The 25,421-nt window shown below is 44.2% G+C and carries 26 protein-coding genes and 1 tRNA gene; 21 read left to right on the top strand and 6 right to left on the bottom strand.

Translation table 11 applies throughout. The annotated features are described in order from the left end of the window. Positions 1-17: 17 nt before the first annotated feature. From lysS to VC182_RS01290, 4 genes are all read right to left on the bottom strand, one after another. Entirely contained in the window at positions 18-1,568 is a 1,551-nt protein-coding gene (gene lysS / locus VC182_RS01305) for a lysine--tRNA ligase (protein ID WP_323484248.1), read from the bottom strand. Positions 1,569-1,600: 32 nt separating this feature from the next. Further along, positions 1,601-2,705, bottom strand: a protein-coding gene (gene prfB / locus VC182_RS01300; RefSeq protein ID WP_215321673.1) for a peptide chain release factor 2 whose coding sequence is annotated in 2 segments (ribosomal slippage) — positions 1,601-2,632 and positions 2,634-2,705 — 1,104 coding nt in all. Because the reading frame shifts where the segments join, the coding sequence is not laid out codon by codon here. A 34-nt stretch (positions 2,706-2,739) separates the two neighbouring features. Then, positions 2,740-4,500: a single-stranded-DNA-specific exonuclease RecJ gene (recJ, locus tag VC182_RS01295; RefSeq protein WP_323484247.1), complete on the bottom strand. Its 1,761-nt coding sequence runs from the start codon at positions 4,498-4,500 to the stop codon at positions 2,740-2,742. A gap of 18 nt (positions 4,501-4,518) precedes the next feature. Continuing rightward, positions 4,519-5,478 (bottom strand): hypothetical protein, encoded by a 960-nt coding sequence (locus VC182_RS01290; protein WP_323484246.1) that lies wholly within the window; start codon positions 5,476-5,478, stop codon positions 4,519-4,521. Positions 5,479-5,545: 67 nt separating this feature from the next. Here VC182_RS01290 and VC182_RS01285 point away from each other — a divergent pair, with 67 nt between their 5' ends. From VC182_RS01285 to VC182_RS01230, 12 genes are all read left to right on the top strand, one after another. Beyond that, positions 5,546-6,808: a lipoprotein-releasing ABC transporter permease subunit gene (locus VC182_RS01285; RefSeq protein ID WP_323484245.1), complete on the top strand. Its 1,263-nt coding sequence runs from the start codon at positions 5,546-5,548 to the stop codon at positions 6,806-6,808. After that, positions 6,801-7,511: an ABC transporter ATP-binding protein gene (locus VC182_RS01280; RefSeq protein WP_323484244.1), complete on the top strand. Its 711-nt coding sequence runs from the start codon at positions 6,801-6,803 to the stop codon at positions 7,509-7,511. The genes VC182_RS01285 and VC182_RS01280 overlap by 8 nt, the downstream gene beginning before the upstream one ends. An 11-nt stretch (positions 7,512-7,522) precedes the next feature. After that, positions 7,523-8,368 carry a TatD family hydrolase gene (locus tag VC182_RS01275; protein ID WP_323484243.1) on the top strand — a complete coding sequence of 282 codons (846 nt, stop codon included), beginning with the start codon at positions 7,523-7,525 and terminating at the stop codon, positions 8,366-8,368. Positions 8,369-8,372: 4 nt separating this feature from the next. Next, positions 8,373-10,853 (top strand): DNA internalization-related competence protein ComEC/Rec2, encoded by a 2,481-nt coding sequence (locus VC182_RS01270; RefSeq protein WP_323484242.1) that lies wholly within the window; start codon positions 8,373-8,375, stop codon positions 10,851-10,853. 23 nt (positions 10,854-10,876) lie between these two features. Further along, entirely contained in the window at positions 10,877-11,248 is a 372-nt protein-coding gene (locus tag VC182_RS01265) for a glycine zipper family protein (protein WP_072583189.1), read from the top strand. Between the two features lie 317 nt (positions 11,249-11,565). Continuing rightward, a complete protein-coding gene (locus VC182_RS01260) occupies positions 11,566-12,909 on the top strand; it encodes a tyrosine-type recombinase/integrase (protein ID WP_216226985.1) in 1,344 nt (447 codons plus the stop codon). Between the two features lie 90 nt (positions 12,910-12,999). After that, complete coding sequence (locus VC182_RS01255) at positions 13,000-13,410, top strand: hypothetical protein (RefSeq protein WP_323484241.1); 411 nt, start codon at positions 13,000-13,002, stop codon at positions 13,408-13,410. A 154-nt stretch (positions 13,411-13,564) separates the two neighbouring features. Continuing rightward, on the top strand, positions 13,565-13,807 hold the full coding sequence (locus VC182_RS01250) for a hypothetical protein (protein ID WP_216226983.1): 243 nt from the start codon (positions 13,565-13,567) through the stop codon (positions 13,805-13,807). A 92-nt stretch (positions 13,808-13,899) separates the two neighbouring features. Continuing rightward, entirely contained in the window at positions 13,900-16,053 is a 2,154-nt protein-coding gene (locus VC182_RS01245; protein WP_323484240.1) for an ATP-binding protein, read from the top strand. Positions 16,054-16,288: 235 nt separating this feature from the next. After that, complete coding sequence (locus VC182_RS01240) at positions 16,289-16,612, top strand: hypothetical protein (protein ID WP_323484239.1); 324 nt, start codon at positions 16,289-16,291, stop codon at positions 16,610-16,612. A gap of 81 nt (positions 16,613-16,693) precedes the next feature. After that, positions 16,694-17,206 (top strand): DUF5681 domain-containing protein, encoded by a 513-nt coding sequence (locus VC182_RS01235; RefSeq protein WP_323484238.1) that lies wholly within the window; start codon positions 16,694-16,696, stop codon positions 17,204-17,206. After that, entirely contained in the window at positions 17,199-18,491 is a 1,293-nt protein-coding gene (locus tag VC182_RS01230; RefSeq protein WP_323484237.1) for a terminase large subunit domain-containing protein, read from the top strand. The genes VC182_RS01235 and VC182_RS01230 overlap by 8 nt, the downstream gene beginning before the upstream one ends. A gap of 12 nt (positions 18,492-18,503) precedes the next feature. Here VC182_RS01230 and VC182_RS01225 read toward each other — a convergent pair whose 3' ends face one another. Further along, the gene (locus VC182_RS01225; RefSeq protein WP_323484236.1) at positions 18,504-18,731 is read right to left on the bottom strand and encodes a helix-turn-helix transcriptional regulator; all 228 of its coding nucleotides are present in this window, start codon (positions 18,729-18,731) and stop codon (positions 18,504-18,506) included. A gap of 101 nt (positions 18,732-18,832) precedes the next feature. On the opposite strand from VC182_RS01225, the gene VC182_RS01220 reads away from it, so the two are divergent. The 8 genes from VC182_RS01220 to VC182_RS01185 are packed head-to-tail and all read left to right on the top strand — an operon-like array spanning position 18,833 to position 23,116. Next, positions 18,833-19,960, top strand: a complete 1,128-nt coding sequence (locus VC182_RS01220) for a hypothetical protein (protein ID WP_323484235.1) — start codon at positions 18,833-18,835, stop codon at positions 19,958-19,960. 49 nt (positions 19,961-20,009) lie between these two features. Next, a complete protein-coding gene (locus tag VC182_RS01215; RefSeq protein WP_323484234.1) occupies positions 20,010-20,558 on the top strand; it encodes a hypothetical protein in 549 nt (182 codons plus the stop codon). Positions 20,559-20,577: 19 nt separating this feature from the next. Further along, a complete protein-coding gene (locus tag VC182_RS01210) occupies positions 20,578-21,312 on the top strand; it encodes a 3'-5' exonuclease (RefSeq protein WP_323484233.1) in 735 nt (244 codons plus the stop codon). 60 nt (positions 21,313-21,372) lie between these two features. Next, positions 21,373-21,651 (top strand): hypothetical protein, encoded by a 279-nt coding sequence (locus VC182_RS01205; protein ID WP_216226975.1) that lies wholly within the window; start codon positions 21,373-21,375, stop codon positions 21,649-21,651. A gap of 2 nt (positions 21,652-21,653) precedes the next feature. After that, on the top strand, positions 21,654-21,860 hold the full coding sequence (locus tag VC182_RS01200) for a hypothetical protein (protein WP_216226974.1): 207 nt from the start codon (positions 21,654-21,656) through the stop codon (positions 21,858-21,860). After that, a complete protein-coding gene (locus VC182_RS01195; RefSeq protein ID WP_216226973.1) occupies positions 21,860-22,294 on the top strand; it encodes a hypothetical protein in 435 nt (144 codons plus the stop codon). The genes VC182_RS01200 and VC182_RS01195 overlap by 1 nt, the downstream gene beginning before the upstream one ends. Next, complete coding sequence (locus tag VC182_RS01190; RefSeq protein ID WP_216226972.1) at positions 22,269-22,445, top strand: hypothetical protein; 177 nt, start codon at positions 22,269-22,271, stop codon at positions 22,443-22,445. Before VC182_RS01195 ends, VC182_RS01190 begins: the two co-directional genes overlap by 26 nt. Beyond that, on the top strand, positions 22,442-23,116 hold the full coding sequence (locus tag VC182_RS01185) for an NUMOD3 domain-containing DNA-binding protein (RefSeq protein WP_323484232.1): 675 nt from the start codon (positions 22,442-22,444) through the stop codon (positions 23,114-23,116). The genes VC182_RS01190 and VC182_RS01185 overlap by 4 nt, the downstream gene beginning before the upstream one ends. Before the next feature lie 90 nt (positions 23,117-23,206). On the opposite strand, the gene VC182_RS01180 is transcribed toward VC182_RS01185, so the two are convergent. Continuing rightward, a tRNA-Met gene (locus tag VC182_RS01180) sits at positions 23,207-23,283 on the bottom strand. A gap of 169 nt (positions 23,284-23,452) precedes the next feature. On the opposite strand from VC182_RS01180, the gene VC182_RS01175 reads away from it, so the two are divergent. Next, positions 23,453-25,393 (top strand): potassium transporter Kup, encoded by a 1,941-nt coding sequence (locus tag VC182_RS01175; protein WP_216122709.1) that lies wholly within the window; start codon positions 23,453-23,455, stop codon positions 25,391-25,393. Positions 25,394-25,421 lie beyond the last annotated feature (28 nt).

Here is a 25,421-nt window from a genome sequence, read left to right as displayed (position 1 = left end):
TTTCTTTGCTGAAGAATTTATTCTTCTTCGCGCCGCAAGTGCGGGAATAGAATCACATCGCGAATATTAGGTGCATCAGTTAGTAGCATGACTAAACGATCGATACCAATACCGCAACCACCCGTTGGAGGCATGCCGTACTCGAGAGCGCGGATGAAGTCATGGTCAAAGTACATAGCTTCTTCATCGCCAGCTTCTTTTTGTTCTACTTGCTTACGGAAGCGGTTCGCTTGATCTTCCGCATCATTTAACTCAGAGAAGCCATTGGCAATTTCACGGCCGGTAATAAAGAGTTCGAAGCGTTCAGTAATGCCCGGGCGCGTGTCGGATTCTCTAGCGAGTGGACTGACTTCAATTGGGTAATCGATGATGTAAGTTGGCTCCCAAAGATGTTCTTCGGCAACCAATTCAAATAGGGCGAGTTGAAGTGCGCCGATACCGGCATTCTTGAGGGTTGGGGCGTCTGGGTTCTCACCACCTTTTTTCAATTCAGCGCGAATGAAGTTGATGTCATCCAACTGAGATGCATCATAGTCTTTGCCTGACTGGCCACAGTATTTGAGGATGGCCTCAGTAATAGTTAGGCGTTGGAATGGTTTGCTCAGATCGAGTTCACGACCTTGATGCGTTAATACGGCAGTGCCTTGAGCATCCATGGCGGCTGCACGAATCAAGCCTTCTGTGAAGTCCATCAACCAGCGATAGTCTGTATACGCCGCATAGAATTCCATCATTGTGAATTCAGGGTTATGACGTGGGCTTACGCCTTCGTTACGGAAATTTCGATTGATTTCGAAGACACGCTCAAAACCACCAACTACCAAACGCTTGAGGTAAAGCTCTGGAGCAATACGCAAGAACATTTGCATGTCCAGAGCATTGTGGTGAGTAATGAAGGGTTTCGCTGCTGCACCACCAGGGATAGGGTGGAGCATCGGTGTCTCTACTTCCATGAAGTCGGCATCCAACATATGGCGACGTAATGAAGCGATTGCATTGCTACGCGCTTTAAATGTATTGCGACTCTCTGGATTCACAATGAGGTCGACATACCGCTGGCGGTATTTAGTCTCTAGGTCTGAGAGGCCATGGAACTTATCCGGTAGTGGGCGCAATGATTTACTGAGTAAGCGTAAGTTGCTGCACTCAACAGACAACTCGCCTTTATTGGTCTTAAAGAGATTGCCTTCGGCAGAGATAAAGTCTCCCATATCCCAATGCTTGAAGGCACCATGAACGTCGGCACCGCTGAGCTCATCATTGATGTAGAACTGAATCTGCCCACTGCGATCTTGAATGGTGGCAAAGCTAGCTTTACCCATTACTCGCTTGAGTACCATGCGGCCAGCTACTTTGACATGAACTTTCTTGGCGGCTAATTCTTCTTTAGTCAAACTGTCGTAATGAGCATGCAAATCAGTCGCTAAATGGGTAGGAACAAAGTCATTCGGAAATGCAACACCGCCAGCACGTAGCTTGGCCAGTTTTTCACGGCGCTCTGCAATGATGTGATTCTCATCAACTACTTCAGTAGCTGGGGCTGTATCTAAATGGGCTTTATCGTTCATATCTATAGTGGTGCAGTAATGGGTGTTAGTTTTTACACGCCTTGTTTTAGGCTGGCTTCAATAAAGGCATCGAGATCGCCATCTAATACTTTTTGAGTGTTGGAGATTTCGACGTTAGTGCGTAAGTCTTTAATGCGGCTTTGGTCTAAGACGTAGGAGCGGATTTGATGGCCCCAACCCACATCGGTCTTGCTGGCTTCTAACTTATCTTGTTCAGCACGGCGCTTTTGCATCTCATGTTCGTAGAGGCGAGACTTCAGCATGCTCATCGCTTCAGCACGGTTACGATGTTGACTTCGGTCGTTCTGACATTGCACCACTATCCCAGTTGGGATATGGGTTAAACGGACAGCCGAGTCGGTTTTGTTAATGTGCTGACCACCGGCGCCAGAGGCGCGGTAGGTATCGGTACGAATGTCGGCAGGATTAACGTCGATCTCAATCGAGTCGTCAATTTCTGGATAAACATAAATAGAGGCAAACGAAGTATGGCGACCATTAGAGGAGTCAAAAGGAGATTTGCGAACCAAGCGATGCACGCCAGTTTCAGAGCGGAGATGTCCGTATGCGTATTCACCATCGACTTTAATCGTCGCACTCTTAATGCCTGCAACGTCGCCATCAGACTCTTCGAGTATTTCTGTTTTATAACCTTTACGCTCACAATACTTGAGGTATTGACGATAGAGCATGCTGGCCCAATCACAGGCTTCTGTACCGCCAGCCCCAGCTTGAATATCGATAAAGCAATTACATGAATCCATCTCGTTATGGAACATGCGGCGGAACTCTAGATCGCCAATAGTCTTGCTATAGCTCTCAACATCTTTCTCAATAGCGCCGATTGTTTCAAAATCGCTTTCTTCTTTGGCCATATCAAACAGCTCAAGAGCGCTAGTAATGTTGGTATTGAGATCGGTAAGAGTCGCCACTACGCCATCGAGCAATTTCTTTTCTTTGCCCAGCGCTTGTGCTTTCTTTTGATCATCCCAAATGGTGGGATCTTCCAGAATCGAGTTAACTTCGGTAAGGCGACGTGACTTTACTTCGAAGTCAAAGATACCCCCGAAGAGCTTGCTCACGGGTGAGCAGATCGGACAAGGTATTCGAAATAGTATTTAGTTGTTCAGCTTCCATCCCCCAATTATAAGGGGGTTATTGCACACTACCCTCAGGGGGTGGCTGCCTCATCATGGGCTTCAATCATGAGCTGGATGCGGGCCTGTCCCTGATAGCGGTCGGTAACTAGGCGGTAGGCTAATTTAGCTTTAGCCGGCAGGCTTTGCGTGCGGTTGAACCATACGGCGGTAATTGGTTTATCAGTTGCCTTGATTTCAGAGCTTCCAATAGGGCGAACCATCAGTCGTAAATGCTTTTCTTTCATGAGGCTTTGCTGGGTAATCTCAAATTCTCCATAGAAAACCGGCTGAGGGAAGCCCTGGCCCCAAATCTCTTCAGCGAGCAAGTCGCCGATTTCGGGGGTAAATTCAGAAAGCTCCAATGCGCCATCGTGGGCATGGCGGCGCTCTAGTAACTCATCCGTTAATAGGCTACTTGCTACCTCCTGAAAGCAGGTGTCAAACTTTTCAAAATCACTTTTTCGAATCGTTAGGCCTGCGGCCATCGCATGACCACCAAACTTCAAAATGAGTCCAGGTTCTCTTTTGGAAACCAGGTCTAAGGCATCTCTCAAGTGAAAGCCTGTCAGTGAACGACCAGAGCCACGTAATTCTTCACCGGTGCTGCCATCGGCAGGGGCAAACACAATCGCTGGGCGATTAAAGCGTTCCTTCAGTCGTGAAGCCACAATACCAACAACACCCTGGTGCCATTCTGCGTTCCATAAACAAATACTGGTGCGCTCAGCCATAGTGCCGTCAAGTTGATCTTCGGCAAGATGAGAGAGGGCAGTTTCTTGCATCCCCGTTTCAATCACTCGGCGTTCACGATTAATACGATCGAGTTCATGTGCAAGATTGAGGGCTTCATCTACATTGTCAGTGAGGAGCAAGCGAATGCCTAAAGTCATATCCGCTAGACGCCCTGCGGCATTGAGTCTGGGGCCGATGGCAAAGCCTAAATCAAAGGTATTCGCTTTGCGTGGATCTCGAGCCGCCGCCTGAAATAGAGCCTGAATGCCTGGTTGAGATATCCCGGCACGGATACGTTTTAAGCCATTAGAAACTAATACTCGATTATTGCGATCGAGTTGCGCTACGTCAGCAACTGTTCCCAAGGCAACAAGATCTAATAGGTTCTCTACCTTAGGTTGAGTTTCATTGGTAAATTTACCGCGCTTACGAAGTTCAGCGCGCAATGCCACCAGCATATAAAACATCACACCAACACCAGCAAGAGCTTTGCTTGGAAAGCTACAACCTGGTTGGTTGGGATTAACAATGGCTAAGGCCTTTGGTAAGTTATCGCCAGGAAGATGGTGGTCGGTCACAATCACTTCCATTCCTAGCTCGCGCGCGCGATCTACACCTGCTTCACTGGCGATACCGTTATCTACGGTAATGAGGTATTTGGGTTTAGGTGTTTGTTGTGCTGCTAACTCAACAACTTCAGGCGTTAGACCATACCCCATTGTGAAGCGGTTCGGAACCAGAAACTGAATTGGGGTTTCGGGGCCACCCAACATACGTAGGCCCCGCAGGCCAACAGCACAAGCGGTTGCGCCATCACAGTCATAGTCTGCGACGATCAGCATAGGCTCTTTTTTCTCAAGGATATCGGCGAGTAAAGAGGCGGTGCTGATGCAATTCTTCAATTCAACTGGCGAAAGCAGTTGCTTTAAATCGAGCGAGAGTTCTTCTGGAGATTGCAGGCCTCGAGCAGCATAGAGTCGAGCCAGTAGTGGGTGTAAGCCACTCTGCGCTAACCAGGTGGCAGTGCGCTCTGAGAAGGGGCGTTGTGAAAATAAGCTCATATGAAACTCATGCGTAACTCATAGCTGACTAATTTCTTTCCAAGTCAGTGGCTCTGCTTTTTTCCAGAAGGCCCAAGATTTTTTATTGAGATCTTTAGCGGTGAAAATACGTTCACGAACTTTACCTTTCGGAAAATCAATGATGACAACCTCATCTAGTTGTTTGCTATGTAGTGCTGCACTTAACTGAGGCCATGCTGCTTGTGGTTGATCTAGCCAGGCGAAGGCACCAAGTAAATTTTTATCATCTAAATCGATTTCATGCGGAAGGGTTAATAGCTTTGATAGGCCAGCCAGAATGGGGTGTGAGCCGATGAGACGCTGCGATTGTTTTAATAATGCAGGCGCTTGAACATCATTGAGCTTACCGATGCCGCTAATCCAGATTGAGTTGATGCTGGGCATGCCACGTTGTCCGCGCTCTTCATTAACGGGGCCAATATGCCAAAGCATTTGGATTTCATTTTGAAGTTTGCGCCAACGTTTCGCGATACCTTCTTCTTGAGTATCACGCGGCATCCACCAGTCAATATTTCGGCCATGAGCCTGATCCACGCTATAACTTTCTAAGCTGGAAAATGGGCCAGCAGGAACAAACCAATAATGCTGGTTATGGAAAAGTACAGAACCCTGAAAATCTTCTTCAATAAAAGGTAGCGCTGCTTGTAGAAGCTTAGCTGACTCTTCGGGGGTCAGATCAATCTGGTTTTGACCCATCAAAATGAGGTGATCTCGGGTGGCATGCAGATGAACGGGCTGTAAGCAGGCAATGACTTCGTTTGGGTTGACTGGTTGATTGGATTGACCGAGCAGTAAGACCGGTGCAATAGGAAGTAATTCTCCGAGCAAAAAGCGCTCATGAGGTAGTCCCTTGTGGGGGCTATCTCTACTTTCGAGCTCATCCAAGGCATCTTCCCCTGAAAGCATCAGGGTGAAGCGGCGTAGCGGGGCCTTAGGGGGGGTGGAATTTGCGGTCATTCCCCTGATTTTAGGTGGCATTTAAGTATTCCATCAGTTTGTCCGCGCGATTCACTAAACTGTGGCTATGTTGAGACTTCCTATTGAGCTAGAAATTGGCCTACGCTACACCCGATCCAAGCGTCGTAAGACCGTGGGGAAGCGTGATGGTTTCCTATCCTTTATCTCAGGGATTTCTACTGCTGGTATCGCTTTAGGGGTTGCCGCGCTGATTGTGGTTCTTTCGGTGATGAATGGTTTCCAAAAGGAAGTGCGTGATCGCATGTTGTCGGTGCTATCTCATGTGGAGATTACCGCTCCCGATGGTTTGGCAAATTGGGAGCCACTGGCGCTGAAGGTTTCAGCTCAACCACACGTTATTGGTGTGGCACCCATGGTGAGTTCGCAAGGCTTATTGACTCGCGAAGGAGTGATGCGTGGCGTTGCTATTCGTGGCATCTTGCCTAGCGAAGAAGGTAAGGTTTCAGATTTACCAAAACAATTTGTTGCCGGCAATATTGATGATTTAAAGCCTGGTAGTTTTGGTGTTGCTTTAGGTGCACAGCTTGCAGCAATTGTTGGCGCACACGTCGGTGATCGTATTAATTTAATTGTTCCCGAAAGTGATTTAACTCCAGCAGGTGCTATGCCACGGATGCGCACTTTGCAGGTAGTCGGCATTGTTGACAGTGGTCATTATGAATACGACAGTTCTCTAGCCATCATGCATTGGAAGGACGCTGCTGCCTTGTTACGCCTACATGATCCGTCCGGTCTGCGTGTGAAGGTAGATGATATGCAGCGGGCTCCAGAAGTCGCTAATGAGTTAGCAGCGATTGTTCCTCAGGCGCTTTGGGTCACTGATTGGTCAAGATCGAACCGCAATTGGTTTGCAGCAGTTCAGACTGAAAGAAAGATGATGTTCATCATTCTGACTTTAATTATTGCCGTAGCCGCATTTAATTTGGTATCCACCTTAGTCATGACAGTGAATGAGAAGCAAGCTGACATTGCCATTCTGAGAACCATGGGCGCAAGCCCTGGACTCATTCAAAGAATATTTTTAATTCAGGGATTGGCGATTGGTCTTCTAGGTTCTTTGGTTGGTGTTGCATTAGGTCTGTTGATTGCACTGAACATTGATGTCATTGTGCCGGTCATTGAAGCTATTTTCCATGTTCAGTTCTTGCCGCGTGAGGTGTATTTCATTAGCGAATTGCCTTCTGATGTTAGGACTAGCGATGTGCTGACAGTGGGATTAATGGCATTTGGTCTTTCTGTGTTGGCGACGCTTTACCCAAGTCGTCGTGCTGCCAAGGTACAACCTGCGGAGGCCCTGCGTTATGAGTAATTCAGCTATGAGTGATATCAATAGCTTAGTGCTGAAAGCCAGAGGCTTAGCCAAGACCTATGGTCAAGGACCCACTGCCGTAGAGGTATTAAAAGCGATTGATTTGGATATTTCTCCATCGGAGAAGGTGGCTATCGTCGGTTCTTCAGGTTCTGGCAAGAGCACCTTACTTCATTTATTGGGTGGTTTAGATACTCCAAGCGCTGGCTCCGTCATTTTGGCTGGTTCTAACTTGAATAACTTATCAGTGAAGAAGTTAGATCAACTGCGTAACCATAGTCTTGGGTTTATTTATCAATTCCATCATCTCTTAGATGAATTCAGTGCTGCAGAGAATGTGGCTTTGCCTTTGCGCATTCGTGGCCTTAGTAATGATGAGTCAATGGAGCGCGCTAGTAAGATGCTTAAGGCGGTTGGCTTAGCTGCACGTAAAATCCATACTCCAGCTGAATTATCTGGAGGAGAACGTCAACGTGTGGCAGTAGCTCGTGCCTTGGTTGGTAATCCCGCTTGCGTTCTGGCGGATGAGCCAACAGGCAATCTCGATACTGAGACTGCAGACGGCGTATTTGATTTGATGTTGGACATCGCTCGAGATCAGGGTACAGCCTTTGTGATCGTGACGCATGACCCGGTGCGAGCTAAGCGTTGTGATCGGACCTTGCATTTAGAGCGTGGAGTATTAAAACCATTTTCTGTGTGAGTGGGCATCCCATGTGGATTGATACCCATTGCCATCTAGATGCCCCTGAGTTTGCAACTTCATTGCCGACAATTATTCAGGCGGCTGCTGAAAAAAACGTTAAAGCAATACTATTGCCTGCTGTGAAGATAGCTGACTGTGCTCATATTAGAGAGTTAGCCCATCAATATAGTCAAGAAATCCCGGGTTTGGTTTATACCTTGGGAATACATCCGCTATATACCAATCAAGCCCAAGAGGGCGATATCGAAACACTTGAGAAAAGAATTGTTGAATCTATATCTGATCCTCGCTTTGTGGGTGTTGGTGAGATTGGCTTAGATTATTTCATTGAGGATTTAGATCCCCATAAGCAGGAGTTCTTTTTCAATGCGCAATTAGATTTGGCTCAGAAATATCAATTGCCTGTAATCTTGCATGTACGTCGTTCTCAGGATGCAATCTTAAAAGCCTTGCGTCGTCGAAGTATCCCCAGTGGAATTGCGCATGCTTTTAATGGCAGCTTTCAGCAGGCCGAGCAATTTATTGAGCTCGGATTTAAATTGGGATTTGGCGGTGCAGCGACTTATGAGCGCGCTTTGCAAATCCGTAGACTTTTAAAAGAATTGCCGCTTGACAGTATTGTGACTGAAACAGATTCTCCCGACATCCCACCAGCATGGCTCAGAGGGGAGGGTATTGCTTTTAATGAGCCTGCTTTTCTACCGCGGATTGCAAAAGAACTTGCCTTAGTTAGGGGTGTCAGTGATGCTGAATTTGCTTCGGCGATATGGGGTAATGCAATGCAAGTGTTGCCACGCTGGTCTGCCCTCTGCGCAGGTATTCCTCAGCTCTTAAGTCTCAACTTAGCCTCTTAATTTCTTGCGATTAGCTATTACGGCATTCATTGCCGGGGGATTACTCCTTTTATTTTTGCCGCAATTGCCAGAATATTGGCTCATTTCCTGCATTACTTTTGGCGCAGTTTGTTTGCTGACAATCCTGCTTTCTAATCCAGAATCTCTTCTAAAGAAATTTGCACTGATTAGTTTGCTAGTTGTAGTAGGTTTTGCATGGAATGCTTTGTATGCTGAAAATCGCTTAAAGAATATTCTTGCAACAGAGTTGGAGGGTAAGGAGTTAACGCTCAAGGGAAGAGTTGCAGCATTGCCGCAAAGTAATTCATCGGGCGCCAAGTTTGCCTTTGAGGTTGACGAGGCCTTCTCTGGAAAAGAAGCCCTGAATTACTTTCCAGAGAAAATCTATTTGAGTTGGCAGCCTGCTTGGAGAAATCCTCAAGCGATTCCAGAGGTAATTCCTGGACAGCGCTGGAAGATCAGGGCAAAGCTAAAGCGACCTTATGGTTCATTAAATCCAGATACCTTTGATTTTGAGCGTTGGTCTTTTCATCAAGACTTTGGAGCTAGCGGATCTGTAAGGTCTGGCGAGTTATTGCTGGATAAAGATATCGCTTGGACAGAGTTTGAGTTACGCATGGAGCTTGCTAGATGGCATCTGCGAAAAAAGATTCAGTCTATGCTGCCGGATGATGCGAGGTATGTAGGTGTTTTGATTGCTTTGGTAATGGGGGATCAGAACGCCATCGATCAAGATGACTGGCAAGTATTTAATGCAACGGGTATTGGGCATCTCATCTCTATATCTGGACTCCATGTAACTATGTTGGCAGGAGTTGGCGCTTCATTTGCTGCATTTATATGGCGTCGACGCACATGGCCACTGATTTCTCCGGTCAGTAAGGTAGCGGCTGTAGCGGGATTTGTAACTGCGTTTATCTATGCCTGGTTGGCGGGCTTTCAGATTCCAGCGCAAAGAACGATGTATATGGTTGGGGTAGTGGCATTCGCTTTATGGACCGGCCGAAATCCACGTTCCTTTGATATCTGGTGGTGGGCTCTGGCATTCGTGTTGCTCATCGATCCTATGGCTCCCTACACGCCAGGCTTTTGGTTATCTTTCAGTGCTGTAGCTGCCATTCTGTATGCCATGGGGGATTCTTCTGGTCTATTGGGCATTCCCACGGGAAAAGAATTCGAAACGCATTGGATGCATCGTATGGGGCAAGCCCTTCGTGAGGCGTGCCGTGTCCAGGCTGTTGTCACACTGGCGCTGCTGCCATTGACTTTGTATTGGTTTTACCAAGTTTCAATTGTTTCACCACTGGCTAATGCATTTGCTATTCCGCTGGTCAGTTATATCGTGACTCCGCTGGCAATTGCCGGTGCCTTACTCCCAGAATTTATCGGCCGCTGGCTCTTATTGCCGGCGCATGCATCCATGGAATATCTTGCAGTCATCCTGGAATGGATGGCGAGTTGGAGTTGGTCTGTGGCTTGGTCAAAACAGCCTGAGTGGTGGATGCTGGTGATAGCTGGATGTGGAATTGTGTATGCAATTCGACCTGGTCCGATTGGTGAAACATGGAGAGGTCGATTGTTTGGCATCCTTTTATCTATCCCCTTATTTTTTTGGCCAAGCCAATTATTTGGAGATGTACATCTCGCTCAAGGAGAGTTTAGGGCGAGTGTTTTTGATATTGGTCAGGGCACTGCAGTTCTCATCGAAACCGCTAATAGAAAATTGCTATACGACACAGGGCCTATTCAAGGCAAGAAAGATGATGCAGGTCAGAGAATAATTCTTCCCTATTTGCGTGGCCAGGGGATCTATCACATTGATCGTATGGTCATTAGTCATAGCGATAGTGATCATATTGGTGGGGCTGCAACACTTCTGAAGAGTATTCAATTTGACTTGATGATGGGATCTTTGCCTAGCGCTAATCCATTACTTCAAAATTTACATAAAAGAAAGATTCCGGCCATTCCCTGTCGCTTTGGTCAGCGTTGGAAATGGGATGGTGTCGAATTTGTAATTTGGCATCCTCATGAAGAGATAGTATTTGCTGATCAATATCCTGGGAAGCCCAATGAAATGAGTTGCGTGCTTGAGGTACGCAATCAACAAAGTTCGCTTTGGTTAACGGGTGATGTTGAAAAGCAAGGTGAAGCAGAAGTTACTGAGCGCTTAGATGAGAAAATGTTGTATGAAATCGGCGACAGGGAATTGATTTTTATGGCACCACATCATGGCAGCAAAACTTCCTCTTCCTTGGCGCTTCTAAAAAGATTGGAACCTCATCAGGCTTTTGCACAGAATGGCTATCGCAATCGCTATGGGCATCCACATCCAGATGTCACGGCACGCTATCAGAATTTAGGGATTCCTTTTCATCAAACGCCGAAAACAGGTGCCCAGGCTTGGCTATTTAAAAATAATTCAAAATCTTCGACACAGTTTTTGCGACATGATATAAAACGGATATGGCATCGATCGATGTGAAATTGAATAAAAGGATTCTGCAGATGAATAAGTTACTTGGCCTATGTTCTCTGGTGGTTGCTGTGACGGTTGGGTGTGCCGGTGCGAATGTTCGCCCCCTAGTGGATATGAAGGGCGTCAATGAGGCTGCATATGAGAGCGATTTAAAAGACTGTCAAAACTATGCTCAACAGCAATCAGGTATGGGTGAGACTGCGGCCAAAGGCGCTGGCGCTGGCGCTGTAGTTGGTGGCTTATTAGGACTTGTGACAGGCGGCAATAAAACGGGCATCGTACAGGCTGCTGGAGCTGGCGCGGTGATTGGTGGTGCAGGCGGTGCATTTACTGGTAATCAGGCTCAAGAGGCTGTTGTGAAGAGATGTTTGAGTGGTCGCGGGTACAAGGTTTTGAACTAAAGCCACCCTGAAATAGCTAAAAAGCCCGAGAAATTGGGCTTTTTTAATGCCCAGAAAAGCAAAAAGCCCTTAAAAATTAAGGGCTTAGTACGTAATTCTTGGTTGCGGGGGCAGGATTTGAACCTACGACCTTCGGGTTATGAGCCCGACAAAACGACCAATTTCAGCCCCTTATAAAACCTCAACTTCGCAGTAAGTATAAGGCTAAACCCAATAATTACCTGCTTTATAGGTTATTTATAAATATTCCCCAATTTTCCCAAATATTGCTAGAATTTGCCTACGACCTGCCTACGAGTAAGAAATAGACCAAATTCATGGAAACCACCTTTAAATTCACCCTAGCGACCACTAAAGACCTGAAATGCCTAGAGGGTAGGCAACAGACCCTTTACTGGGATACCAATATACGAGGGCTAGGCTTACGAATCTCCCAAACTGGTAGGCGGTCTTTCTTCTTTGAAAGGCGATTGCACGGCAATACGATTCGCTTCCCCATCGGTGATATTCCCTTCGATAAGGTTCAAGAGCTTGCCTACGACCTTCAGCACAAATTTGCCCTAGGCATCGATCCTCGCCAAGAGAGAGAAGAAAAGGGAATTGCTCAGGCGAAATTAAAAGAACAAACGAAGGCTAAAGAGGATAGAGAACGCCTAACTGTTGCACAGGCATGGGATGACTACATCGAGCACCAAAAGTCTTTAATGCCACTCAAGGGATTAGCTAAGGGTAAGAAGTGGGGCGAGCGTCATCTACAAGATCATCTCGTACTAGCCCAGCAAGGTGGCATACCTCATAAGAAGGGCAAAAAGGTTACGGTTCAAGGAGTGCTTTATCCATTGTTGCAGTTAAAGCTAGCGCAGATCACTCCCCAAGTCTTGAAAGATTGGCTGAATGATGAGCGCAAGACAAGACCTAATAACGCAAGACAAGCATTTGAGAAATTTAGAACCTTTTGGAATTGGTGCTCTAAAGACTTTCGCTATAAAGCCGTGGTTAATGCTCAAGTAGTGGCAGACGATGGCTTGCTTGCAATCATCCCGAGCAAGAACAGTAAGAAGGATGGCGATGTCTTACGAAGAAACAATATTGCCGATTGGTTCAATGCCGTTGGTAAGGGTTCTAACAAGATCATCTCCACTTATCTGCAATGCCTTCTTCTAACAGGCGCAAGGCGGGGCGAGTTGATCGCTTTAAAGTGGTCGGATGTGGACTTCAAGGCTAAGACCGTATGGCTAAAGGATAAGATCAAGACCGAGGGGCGATATATTCCCTTGAACCTTTATATGGAGCAGTTGATCGATTCATTGCCCAGGAGAAATGCTTTTGTCTTCTCAAGCCTAGAAGCTAAAGACGGCTACATTACCGAACCACGGATAGCGCATAACCAAGCCATCGCCTTGGCTGGTATTCCTCACTTATCCATTCATGGATTAAGAAGGTCTTTTGCTTCCTTGTTTATATGGGCAGAACAACCCGATGGAGCAGGGGCACGCATCCAAGGACACGCCCCGCAATCAATTCGAGATAAGCATTACTTAGATATTCCCATTGAGCTATTAGCTAAGTGGCACGATGGCTATGTGAATTGGCTATTAACCGAAGCTGGCATCCCATTGCCAGTTAAAGAAAACAATGGATTAAAGGTGGTGAACCAATAGAACTTGCCTAGCCTGACGGGGCGAAAACCGAGAACCTTTCACTCGGCTGGCAAGGTCTTTGAAATGAAAGCGCATTAGAAAGAAATGCAAATGAGTAAAGATGCAGAAAATAAGGCTCTTCGCTTCATAGCTGGAGCAACCATCATAAGTAGGAAGTTGGAAAAGGCTCGTCAGGAGCTTGAGCGGGGTCAGGCTAGAAATGATTTAGACAAAGCCATTGCTAAGGTTGCTTCCTATAACAATGCCAATCCTAAAGAGGGTAAGCCCGACTTTGTTATTGAAGGGCGCATTTATGCAAGAAAGCTAATGGATGAGGGCAATAAAAAACCATATTGCTATACCCAGAATGGCATTGCGAGAGAGGTAGTTAAATATCTAAAGGCTAAGAGCATCAAGACCAAGACGAATAAAGACGTTACGGAAAGTAATTTTATTCGTGAAGCGTTTGGTTCGGATGGCTGGTGGGCTGAGAATAATGACTGGAAACCACCCAAAAACTAATCGGGGAATCGGGAAACTAAAAAAAGATTATTTCTCCCGATCTAATCCTGCCATCTTAGTCAATTGATATATAGGTTTATCAACACTCGACATATTCTTGTCGGGAAAAATTCCCCTTGTCCTAATGGAATCATCTTAACGATGAGGTGTTTCCATGATTATCGAAGTCGAACAAAATAAAAACGAAGTAGCAATACCTGAAGGCTTAAAGCACACGGCTAATGGCAGAGATATTTTGCCGTTAGACGAAACGGCTCAGGTAACCAATAACGCACCTCAGACGCTAAGAAAGCATATCTGCCTATACGGGCATTTTCATGGAGCGAAGCCACTCAAGATTGGTGGGAGGTGGAATTTCTTTGTGACGGACATCGCGAAGCTGATGGCTAGAAGTTGATAGCCCCCACAAAAGCTGAGAGCCGATTAGCTAGAACTAATCGACCCCCTTTAGACCTTCATCCAGTTGCCACCAAACAAAGATTTGCATATATGAATTCTACCGACTGCCTAAATAATAGGCAACAAATTAAGCCTGTATTTGTATCGGGTTATGGGCAATTCCATACCAACGAAGCAGACCCAGCTAAGCCATCGAAACGGCTCACCCCTTACGAGTTACTCAGCAGACAAGACATCGAAGCGATGGTTGATAACCCAGCCAATGAGCCTAAGTCACTCGCCCAATGGATGATTGCTTCAAGCTTGAAAAGCCGAGTATTTGCCGAGCAAGAAAAGAATGGTTCGTTTCAGGCGATGGTTAATGACTTTGACAATAACCCGACAACCTTAGAGAACTTAGCGAGCATTGTTGCAAGCGAACTTCATTGCAATGTCGAACTCTATACAACCAAGAGCGCAACGCAAGATAGGCAGAAAGCCCGACTAATTATTTTCTTGGCTAAGCCATTGACGGGTGAGCAATATCTGATTTGCCAAGGGCTCATGGTGGACTTATTTAATAAGCATGGGATTGAATCAGACCCAAGAGTTTTAGAAGCGGGACAGCTTTTCTATTTGCCTAACCGTGGTGAGTTTTATAAAAGTATCTCTGTTAGAGATTTAAACGACTTCGATCCGCTAGAGCATTGGGCTTTAGAAATCGATTTAAAGCGAACAGAGCGCATTAAGGCAGAGCAAACAGCCAAAGCCAAGCAAGAGGAAGCAAAGAAGCGTAGAGAAGCGTTACAGGCTTCTAGCGATACCAGTTCTAAGAGCTTGATAGTGCAGTTCAATCGATGCTTTGAAGTTGAGGACATATTACTGGGGGCTGGTTACTCACAGCATGGCAATAACTTTCGACATCCTCATTCTGAATCGGGTTCTTTCTCTGCATCGGTAAAGGGTGGGCGAGTGTATTCACTCAGTCCTAATGACCCACTCTATACGGCTAATGAATCCAATGGTGCTCACGATGCCTTCTCTGCCTTCACTTTGATTTATCACGGTGGTAACACATCGGATGCCCTAAAGGATGCTGGCGATAACTGGCTCAAGGTGGGCGGTGAATCTTTTAACAAGGCTTGCCAAAGATCTTATATACAAGAACGAGAAAACAACGGCTTAGGCACGCTCTCAAACTCTCTTACCCAGCTTAGCCCATCGATTGACCCAGTAACGGGCGAGCTCATCCCACTTGAAAGCACGAACGACCCCTTTTTGGACTTAATGACCATGGAAGTGACTAAAGAAACCGTTGAGAAGTTAGACGATGCCAAATTCATTTATAGCAAGCTGATAGTAGCGGGGCACTTTATTGTATTTTGTGCCAAGGCTAACGGTGGCAAGACCACGATCATGGTTTATGTAAGTGCAGAGCTGGCTAAGTCAGGCTATCGAGTGCTTTATATCAATGCGGATGCTTCGGCATCGGACTTGAAGACCTATGCAGAGCACGCCCACGATAACGGCTATACCTTGCTCAATCCTGACTTAACCAACGGATCAGCCGAGAAGGTGATTGCAAGCCTAAAAGGTATGAGCCAACAGCTAGATGCTGACTACTCTAAGACCGTTCTAGTGCTCGATACCTTAAAGAAGTTCGCTGACTTAATGCAAAAGAGCAAGGCAAAGGACTTTAACAATATCTTGCGGGCATTGACGGCTAAGGGCATGACCATTATTTGTTTAGCTCATACGAACAAATACAACGATGCAGACGGCAAACCCATCTTTGAGGGCACGGGTGATCTTCGAAATGATGTCGATGAGTTGATCTACTTCATTCCCGTTAAGAACGAAGACGGCACGATGACCGTTTCAACCGAAGCCGATAAGGTGCGGGCTAAGGTGGAAAACATGAGCTTTTCTATCTCGGCAGATGGTGAAGTGACCGTTCTCGATGGTTATGTCGATACCTTATCCATCGCCCATGAGCAACAGCAACTCAAGGAAGACGAAAGCATTATCGAGTTCGTTCAAGAACAAATCAAAACTACTTCTAAGACGGTTTCCGAGCTTTATCAGCTAGAAAAGGATGACGGCATTACTAGAAGAAGACTGCAAACAGTTCTTAACCGATATGTAGAAGGTAAGAGCAAAAACCCGAAATGGCTAACCTTGAAAGTGCCTACTCACGGATGTAGATATGGGCTGATAGCTGACGGCTATTTGGCTGAAGTGATTAAAAAATTCCGTGGGGGGTGAAAAGTGGAAAGTTGGAAAGTTTCATTTTGGTGCATGGCATTTTCTACCTAACCATCGACCCGTTAAGCCATATAGAAAGGGAACTTCCCAAACTTCCCAAACTTTCCATAGTTTCCATACTTCCCTAACTATCCGTTTGTAGGGTGCACCAAATCTTTTTTTGTCTTATCTAACTTCCCAAGAATTAAACACACTCGATGGCTAAAGAATTATTTACAAAAAGGAGTAATACATCATGGCAATAACCTATATCCCGATCAATGTCGAAAGACTGGCTCTAGTAGCAATCTACCAAGGCGTTGATAAGAATGGCAAACCTCAATTTGAACAAGTCGAAGAGCTCATAATAGCGTGGCGAGCAGAGGTTGAAGGTGATGAAACTACGATCACGCCCCTCATTGCTGGATATCAGCGTACTAACTTAGGCACTGTTCGGATAGCTATCTTTAATTACGATGGCACGGTCACTTGGAATGGTCGGCAATTTGAAAATCTTGACGGGTTTATGGCTGACTTTAGTGCGCTAGCTCTATATATGGAAGATAAGTCTAGGGACTAATCTTTGACAGCAAATAAATAAACCCCCAAAATGATTAAGTCTGGAGTGATGCACAGACTTAACCAAAGTGAGTGCATCGATATGACTAAAGACCAAAAGCCCGAAGCCCAAATAGAGATGGGCAAAAAAAGGACTTCAAAAGATACCCAATTCAAAAAGGGGCAAGTTCCCAATCCCAAGGGCAGACCCGTAGGAAGTGGTATTCAGGGTGAGCTTAGAAGGATGCTCAACAGCCATATGCCCGAAATGGTAGAGAAGCTAATCACCATGGCTAGGAGCGGTGATCTAGGGGCGTTAAGAATTTTGATGGATAAAGGCTTAGGCAATCGTAAACCTGAAAGCTATATCGAAATCCATATACCTGAAGAGCTGAGCATTGCCGATAAGGTTGATTACGCTCTTAATGCCGTAACCCGTGGCGAGCTTCCTGCTGAACTAGCGAATGAATTAGCAAAGACAGCCGTTCTTTCCAATACCTTAAAAGACATCTCGATTGGTGGCACTAAGGTTATCGAGCTTAATGTTGGCTCGTTAGTCGATCCCGATATGAGCTTAGAAGTTAAAGAACCAAAAGAAGAGCAAGACAATGGCTAATCCAAGAGTAAATCTTCCTAGCCTTCATCCAGCGCAAAGAAGAATTGCCGATCACCCAGCACGCTTTAAAGCAGTTTGCTTAGGTAGAAGGGCTGGAAAATCTGCCCTCATTACTAACCTTGTATGCAAAGGTGCAGTTAATGGCAAAAGCATTGGGGTATTCGTGCCCCAATACCGAATGATTGGCGAGATATGGCAAACCATCGTCTTGCTTTTGAATGAGATCAAGATCGAAGCCAATAAGACCGAGGGCATTATTCGACTGCCAGATACAGGGGGAAGGATTAAGTTCTTTAGCCTTGAGAACGAAACGGCAGGGCGGGGCGAGAAGTTTCACGAAATCTATTTAGACGAGATTGCCTTTGCTAAGGACAACTTCGAATTTCAATGGAGCACAGCCATAAGACCAACGCTAACCGACTATGCTGGGTCAGCAATGGCTTGCTCCACGCCCAACGGCATTAGTGATGAGAACTTCTTTAATCGCATTTGCAACGATGCCGATACTTATTGGACAGTTTTCAAAGCTCCTAGTAGTAGCAATCCTTATTTGCCTAAAGATGAGCTTGATTTAATTAAAAGGCGTACCTTGCCACTCATATGGCTTCAGGAGTATGAAGCTACTTTTTTGAACATGAACTCAGCAACTTTTTTCCCTTTGGAATATTTTCTTGGAGAGGATCGCATACCAGAGCCATTGCCTGAAATGTTCGGTGGGATTTTTGCAGTGGTTGATACTGCACTCAAGGCGGGGGCAACCCATGATTCGACAGCAGTACTCTATTGCGCCTACCAACCACCTACACACCTACAACCCCAAAAGGTATTCATTGTTGATTGGGATTTGCGTCAGATTCATGGCTCATTATTAATCGATTATTTGCCTGAGATTCAGCAAAGAATCGAAGATCTTGTCCGTGAACATAAGGCAAAGTGGGGGAGCTTAGGAATCTTTATCGAAGACAAAGGATCTGGCACTGTATTGCTAGGGCAATCTATTAGAACTGGGGTTTATACAAAAGCTATTCCAAGCAACCTCACCTCTATTGGCAAAGATGAGCGAGCTATTGCTTCATCGCCCTATGTAGCTGGGCGACAAATCAAAATAAGCCAATACGCCTATGACAAGATGATCGATAGTAAAGGGAGTTATAAAAATCATCTGTTATCCCAAATTATGAATTACCGAATCGCAGATAAGGAAAGCTATAAGAGGGCAGATGATCTATTTGATTGTTTAACCTACTCAGCAATTTTGGCGTGTGGGACAGGAGATCATTTCTAATTTTTTAGCTCTTTACTTCTTCATTTCTTTGTCGACATGATGCATTAGCTCGGCAAGGCTTAAGCCAAGAGCTTTAGCGAGCTTAGCTATGGTGGTAATTGAAGGTAGCTTTTGATCTAGCTCAATTGAGCTGATATACGCCCTAGTTAGCTCCGAATCAAACCCTAAGTCTTCTTGAGTTAAACCCTTCGCCACCCTTAATTTTCTTATTACTAGCCCAAATGCTTTAGAAGCTTCCATCTTTTCCCCGAATAAGAGGGAATTGTTTGGTTTGGACTAATATAAGTCTTCGTACTATAGTACGAATTATTAGTAATAAATTTCCGCAAATAAAGATCACAATGAACCTAAAAATCTCCCGCACAAAATATGCTCTATGTCTTTTGATGATTTTTATCAATATGAATGTTGTAGCTAGGGTGCTTTTAACTTCAAATGGTGAAACTTTTTCAAATTTGATGGGTGGGGGAAGTTATACGTATGAAATAACTGACCAAAAATCAGATGACTGCAATGGAGAATGGTTTGTCGGAAGACTTATTTGGACTGGACTTCAAAAAACTGATAACTTGTGTTGGAGAAATTCAGGGTCAAATCTTGAAGTAAAAAAGATCGGCTTTTTTGAAAAAAGTGTCTATCTACCTAAACCAGTAGAAATCGGAGATAAAGACTTAACAGCAGAAACTGCAGATTTGTTTTATCAGAAAAAGAATGAACAAAAAGTGCAAGACCAAAGGATTAACGATGATAAGGATAGACAATTCTTTGCTGGAAGACCAATCAAAGAATTTCCATATCAAGCAAAAATCTCTTGCTCTTATGGCAGTAATCAATTGCCACTTATGGCTTGCATGCAAAATGGAAATTTAACAACGAACATAGAGGTAAGAAGTGGTCAAGACTACTCTATGGCTCAATTCACTAATTTGAATATTGCAAATTCTATGGGCTCAAATGGTGGGCTGACTGTCTTATTGCGACCTACATTTCAAATTAAGATGCAAAACGCTAGTAAAGAAATGACAATGAATTTGGAGATCTTGGATCGACAATCAAATGCCGTTGCCTATAAAAAATCAGCCGGTCAATTCGATTATATTTCTGCTAACAATAATTCAATATCAAGATCATCTCAGCCAAGTAATTCAAATTCAAGCGCCTATGAAGCGGAAATTAGTTGTGGCTATCAGCCCATCTTTATTTGTTTTATGAAGCAGGGCGGGGTATATGGGTCATTCAATACAACATTGGAAATTAGAAGCGGGAACTTTTATAAGTTGTATCAGTATCAAGACTTAATGAATTCAGGTGCTTTGATGAATGTGCCCTTAGGTAGTTCATTCATCATCAATGCTCAGAATTCAAACAATACATTCCTGCTCAATATAAAAATTAAAGATAAGACAACTAAAAAAGTTATGTTTGAGAAATCGGCTGGTCAATTTGATTTCATAAGGATTAGAAATTAAAGGTCTTTAATAAGCTATTTCATTAACAAATTTGACATAGGAGCGGTAATTGAATAAAAAGAATCTTCTGGCTCTAGCTGGAGCTCTCGTAATTGGTGCTTCGGTTGGTATTGTTTATGAAAAATTTCTTGCTAGCGTATTAAAAGAAAAATTAGAGAGTATTTCCTTTGATCTAAAGCCAGAGCCAATTGGCTATCAAGGTGTCGCAAAGATTGAAGCGGTGCAGGCATATTTATTTTATGACCATACTGGCGGGATATCGGGCAATCTTTTGACCAAGAAACATTTAGTTCTTTGGAATACGGTTATAGGAGAAGGCGATGCTGGTGAAGGTTCTAATTCAACATTAGTTGTCGTTGAGGTTTCAGGTGAAGGTAGCAGTGCGAAGGTTAATGTGGTGATTACTGATGAAGATCAAAAGACAATAATTAATGAAACAAGAAAATTTTGGATTTTTGATAGCGACAGAAAATTTTATATGCCATTCATAGTGCCAAATACAGGTTGTAAGGAAATCACAATTACGGCAAAGTTAGTTGGCAAAGGATTTTCTCCAAGCTCAATTTCGCAAACTATTCCATTTAAGTGTGGTGAGTAATCTAGGGGGTGGGTTTTCAATGCCTAAGCAAGCCATTAATTGGGATAGAGTGCCTGATGAGTTTGTTGTTTTTGATTTAGAAACAACGGGGTTGTTACCGAGCAAATCTACAATTCTGGAAATTGGTGCAATACGGTTTACCAAGATTGATTACCTTAAAACTGGGCAAGTAGATACATTTCAGGTCTTTGTAAAGCAGGATGAGCCAATTCCTGCTGAAATTACAAAAATTACATCAATAACTGACAGCATGGTTACAAATGGCGACCCCTTGGATGTTGCACTTAAAGATTTTTTTAAATTCGTTTATGGTAGAAACCTTATTGCCTATAACGCAGAGTTTGACGAAAAGTTTATTCGTAGTTGCTCTAGGCGAGCTAAGGTTGAATTGCCTAGTTGGTTCAGAACAGAGTGCGCCCTAGAGCTGGCAAGGAAAAAGCTTAGAGGTGTTCAAAACTACAAACTAGTTACTATCGCTAAAGCCTTTGGAATCGATACAGATGGGGCACATAGGTCACTAAACGACTGTCTTATGACCATGCATGTTTATGTTAATTGTTTGCATGTTGAGAAAACCATTACTCACGGCAAGAAGTATTCAAAGACATCATCACAAAAAAACGAAATGCCCTTCGAGTTAGAGCCGATATATAAACTTTATTCATTTATTGCTGATTGGATTGGAAAGAATAGGATAGCTTCAATCATTATTTTGATTGTGCTAGTTAATGTTATTTCTCGCATCCATCTTTAAGGCGGTGAGTTATGATTAGGTTATTCAAGTTTAGAATTGACTTTAATAATTAAGGCAGACATGGAAACCAAGCCAAGCACAATTGTCAAGAATTACTACGGAGATTCTGAAAAAGCACCTGAAGAATTTGAAGCTCATGCTGTTGTAATGGCGAAAGAGGGTTATTACCCCATCTCGACATCGTGGGCAGACGGCTCTTATAGTCCACTGAATTTTTTTGTGGCTCTTATGCTATGTCTTATTGTTATTGGTGGGATAGCACTTCTCTTTATGCTTCTCGTTAAGCCTGCTGGCACGCTTACAGTAATTTATGAATATCGCCCTAAGTCGATTCAATAAAAATGTCGGATGTCCAATTCTTCTCTAAGGTAAGCACACAACGGCTAACCAGCCTAGACGAAGACCATAAGGCAGAGCAAAAGCAAATCCTAGAAGATCAAGCGCATTGGGCTAAATACGGCACTAATCGCCCAAGAAGGGGATCACCTAGCAAGACCGAACTCATGGAGCAATTAAGCCGTGAACGATTCCCTGAGGATGACTTTTGATGCTTTTAAATAAATACGGAAAGGTCGCTTACAAAGACTTGCCCGCCAAACTTCAAGAAACTTACAACTTTCAAAAGGCTTCAGCCATTCTTGCTGATTATGGCTTCATTACCAACCTATTGAAATATGACTGGCTTGGTGCTGACTTTTTAGCACAGCACAAGGATGGCGATTGGCTGAAGGTGCAGTTAAAAGGTAGGCTGACCACTAGCCCCGAGTACGAAGGCAAAGATCTTTACATTATGTTTGAGGATAAAGAAGCGGGCGAGTGGTATCTATACCCCCATGACGAATTAACCGCTTTTTATCGTGAGAACTTCTCTGATAAATCATTTAGCCAAAATGGTCACTCAAGGGGAAGACCCTCTAAACCTCAAAGGGAGTGGCTTGAAAAGTATCGAATTGCCAATGACGGATCTACAAAAGAAGACTAAGCCATCGTTAGAGAGCCTATTAGCCACTAGCCAAGTGGTGACTGGTAAGCAGGTGATCGAGATGCAAAAGGCTAAAGCCAAACAGCTAGAGGAGTTTGCTCAGGCGATGGAGTTTGAGATGAGAAATAAGATGTCGGGTAAGTTGAAATGAACTTCTACACTTACGCACATAAAAAACCTGACGGCTCAATTTTTTATATTGGACAAGGTTCTGCAAAATATGATCGTGCCCACAGCACCAAAGGTCGAAATAAGTATTGGCACAATGTAGTCAATAAATATGGCTATGAGGTTGAAATACTTGCTTACTGGAATACTTCCGAAGAAGCAAAGAAGCATGAAGTTGAACTTATTTCATATTTCAAAGGGCTGGGTGTAAATTTAGTAAATATGACTGAGGGTGGCGAGGGAACAGTTGGATTTTTCCCCTCAGAGGAAACTCGCAAAAAATTAAGCGAAATTCAAAAGAAACTTCAAAATTCTCCCGAAAGAAAGGCATTTACTAGCAGACTACATACTGGTCGTAAGCGCCCTGAAGAAACAAAGCAAAAGATGAGCCAAGCCATGAGGGGGAACATAAATGGTGAAGGCGGTAGGGGCAGATCTTTCTCGGATGACCATATAGCTAATTTGAGTTCTTCTCACAAAGGTTATGTGATGCCCGAAGAGCAAAAAGCCAAGATTAGGGAATCAACAAAAAAGGCTAGAGCGGGCATAAAAACGCTAGGAATGACTGGAAGAAAGCATTCTCCTGAAACATTGGAAAAAATGAGATTGTCTGCAAAGGCTAGGGAAGCTAAAAAGAAGGAATTAGGCGGGTGATATTCCCACAAAATGCCTACGATACGCCTACGAGGGCTTAGAAAAGTAAAAAGACTTTCAAGCCGATTGACCTGAAAGCCTTATAAATACTGGTTGCGGGGGCAGGATTTGAACCTACGACCTTCGGGTTATGAGCCCGACGAGCTGCCAGACTGCTCCACCCCGCGTCTGAAGCTGAAATTCTACCATTTTTTGGGGGCCTCTGTCGAGGTATTCCTGTAAATAACGCATAAATGAGCAGTTTTATTAAGGAAAGTCTGGATTTGATGGGTATCGTTAAGGAGTAACATATCGCCACGCATTAAGTTGAACATTTGGCCTATAAAAGGATGATTCATGTCAGTTAGCAATCCCGAATTTTCGCACTCAGAGATATTGCGTCCGGTTGAAATCCAGGGTCAAGATCATCATCAAAAGGGTGGCCTAGCGACATTAGCGCTGGGCGCAATTGGTATTGTCTTTGGCGATATTGGCACTAGTCCACTTTATGCTTTAAAGGTTTGCTTTGATCCGCAAAATGGCATTCCGATGACCACTGAATCTATATTTGGCGTCATTTCTATGATTTTTTGGTCATTCATTTTGGTGGTATCGCTCAAGTATCTATTGTTTGTCATGCGAGCAAATAACCATGGTGAAGGCGGCATTCTGTCTTTGATGGCTCTTGCTTTGCGCACTGCTAAAACGAAATCTAAGCGTTCCATCGTTATTATGGTTGTGGGGGTTTTGGGTGCCTGTTTGTTTTATGGCGATGCTGTTATTACTCCTGCTATTTCAGTGCTCTCTGCCATCGAGGGCACTACAGTTGTGTCTGATAGCTTTATCCCGTACGTTATTCCAATTACGATTGGAATTTTGTTGTGCTTATTTTTGTTTGAGAAAAAAGGTACTTCAGTAGTTGGTGCACTCTTTGGACCTGTTATGTTGGTGTGGTTTGGATCTTTAGCTTTAATGGGCTTCAACCAAATTCAAGATGCACCGCAAATTATTGGCGCCTTGAATCCTATTCACGCTCTTCAATTTATGACTCAGGATGCGGGCATCGCATTTGCAGTGACAGGCTCCATCTTTTTGGTTCTTACTGGTGCCGAAGCTTTGTATGCAGATATGGGGCATTTTGGAATACGTCCGATTAAATACGCCTGGTTTTTATTGGTAATGCCTTGTTTATTGATTAATTATTTTGGGCAAGGAGCAATGCTCCTGGCTCATCCAGAAACGGTCTCAAACCCCTTCTTTTTGATGGTGCCTGAATCATATACATTTGCTTTAGTGGTATTGGCTACCCTGGCAACGGTAATCGCTTCTCAGGCTTGTATCTCCGGTGCTTACTCAATGACTAGCGAAGCTATTTTGCTCGGCTTTTTGCCCCGCATGAAAATCGCATTTACTTCGGCCAAGGAGAAAGGGCAGATCTATGTTCCTTTTATCAATTGGGTGCTTTGCTTTGTTGTGATTGGAATTGTTTTAGCTTTCAAGAAGTCTGAAAACTTAGCTAATGCATACGGCGTTGCTGTTTCAACCACAATGCTCTTAACAACTTTGTTGGCTGCAGTGGTGATGAAGGCTTTATGGAAGTGGAATTCTATTCTTGTAGCCATCATCATTAGCTGCTTCTTAGTTATTGATGTCGGCTTCTTCACCGCAAACCTGGTCAAGTTATTTGAAGGTGGTTGGTTCCCAGTAGTGATTGCTTCGATTTGCTTCTTGCTAATGATGACTTGGTACCAAGGTCGTCAAATTGTTCGCGAACGTGTTTTGAATGACGGAATTCGGCTAGATACTTTTATCACTTCTTTATTGCTAAACCCACCGCACAGAGTAGAAGGTACTGCTATCTTTCTCACTGCCCATGTAGATTACTTGCCTGTTTCTTTTTTGCATAACCTTAAACATAACCATATACTTCATGATCGTGTCTTTTTCTTAAAGTGCAGTATCTGGGATGTGCCCTATGTAAGTGATGACCAAAGACTTACTTTAAAAGAGCTTGGCCCCAATATTTATGTAGTGCGTGCAGTTTATGGATTCAAAGAGACTCCTGATACCAATCAAATTTTGGCTTTGCTTGAGAGTCAGTTTGATCTGAAATTTGATTTAATGAACACCTCATTCTTTCTCTCAAGGGATACTATTGTTCCCACTACATTGCCAGGTATGGCAATCTGGCGTGAACGTCTATTTGCTTGGATGTATCAAAATGCTGGACGTCAGTCAGACTTCTTTAAGATTCCTGCAAATCGCTTGGTTGAGTTGGGTGCAAAGGTCGAGATTTGAGAAAGAGTCTTTTGCTCCAATCAAAATT

The sequence above is a fragment of the Polynucleobacter sp. AP-Nickl1-40-C4 genome, from assembly GCF_035012665.1.
Taxonomy (GTDB): Bacteria; Pseudomonadota; Gammaproteobacteria; order Burkholderiales; family Burkholderiaceae; genus Polynucleobacter.
This window is presented reverse-complemented; position numbering and strand designations above follow the sequence as displayed.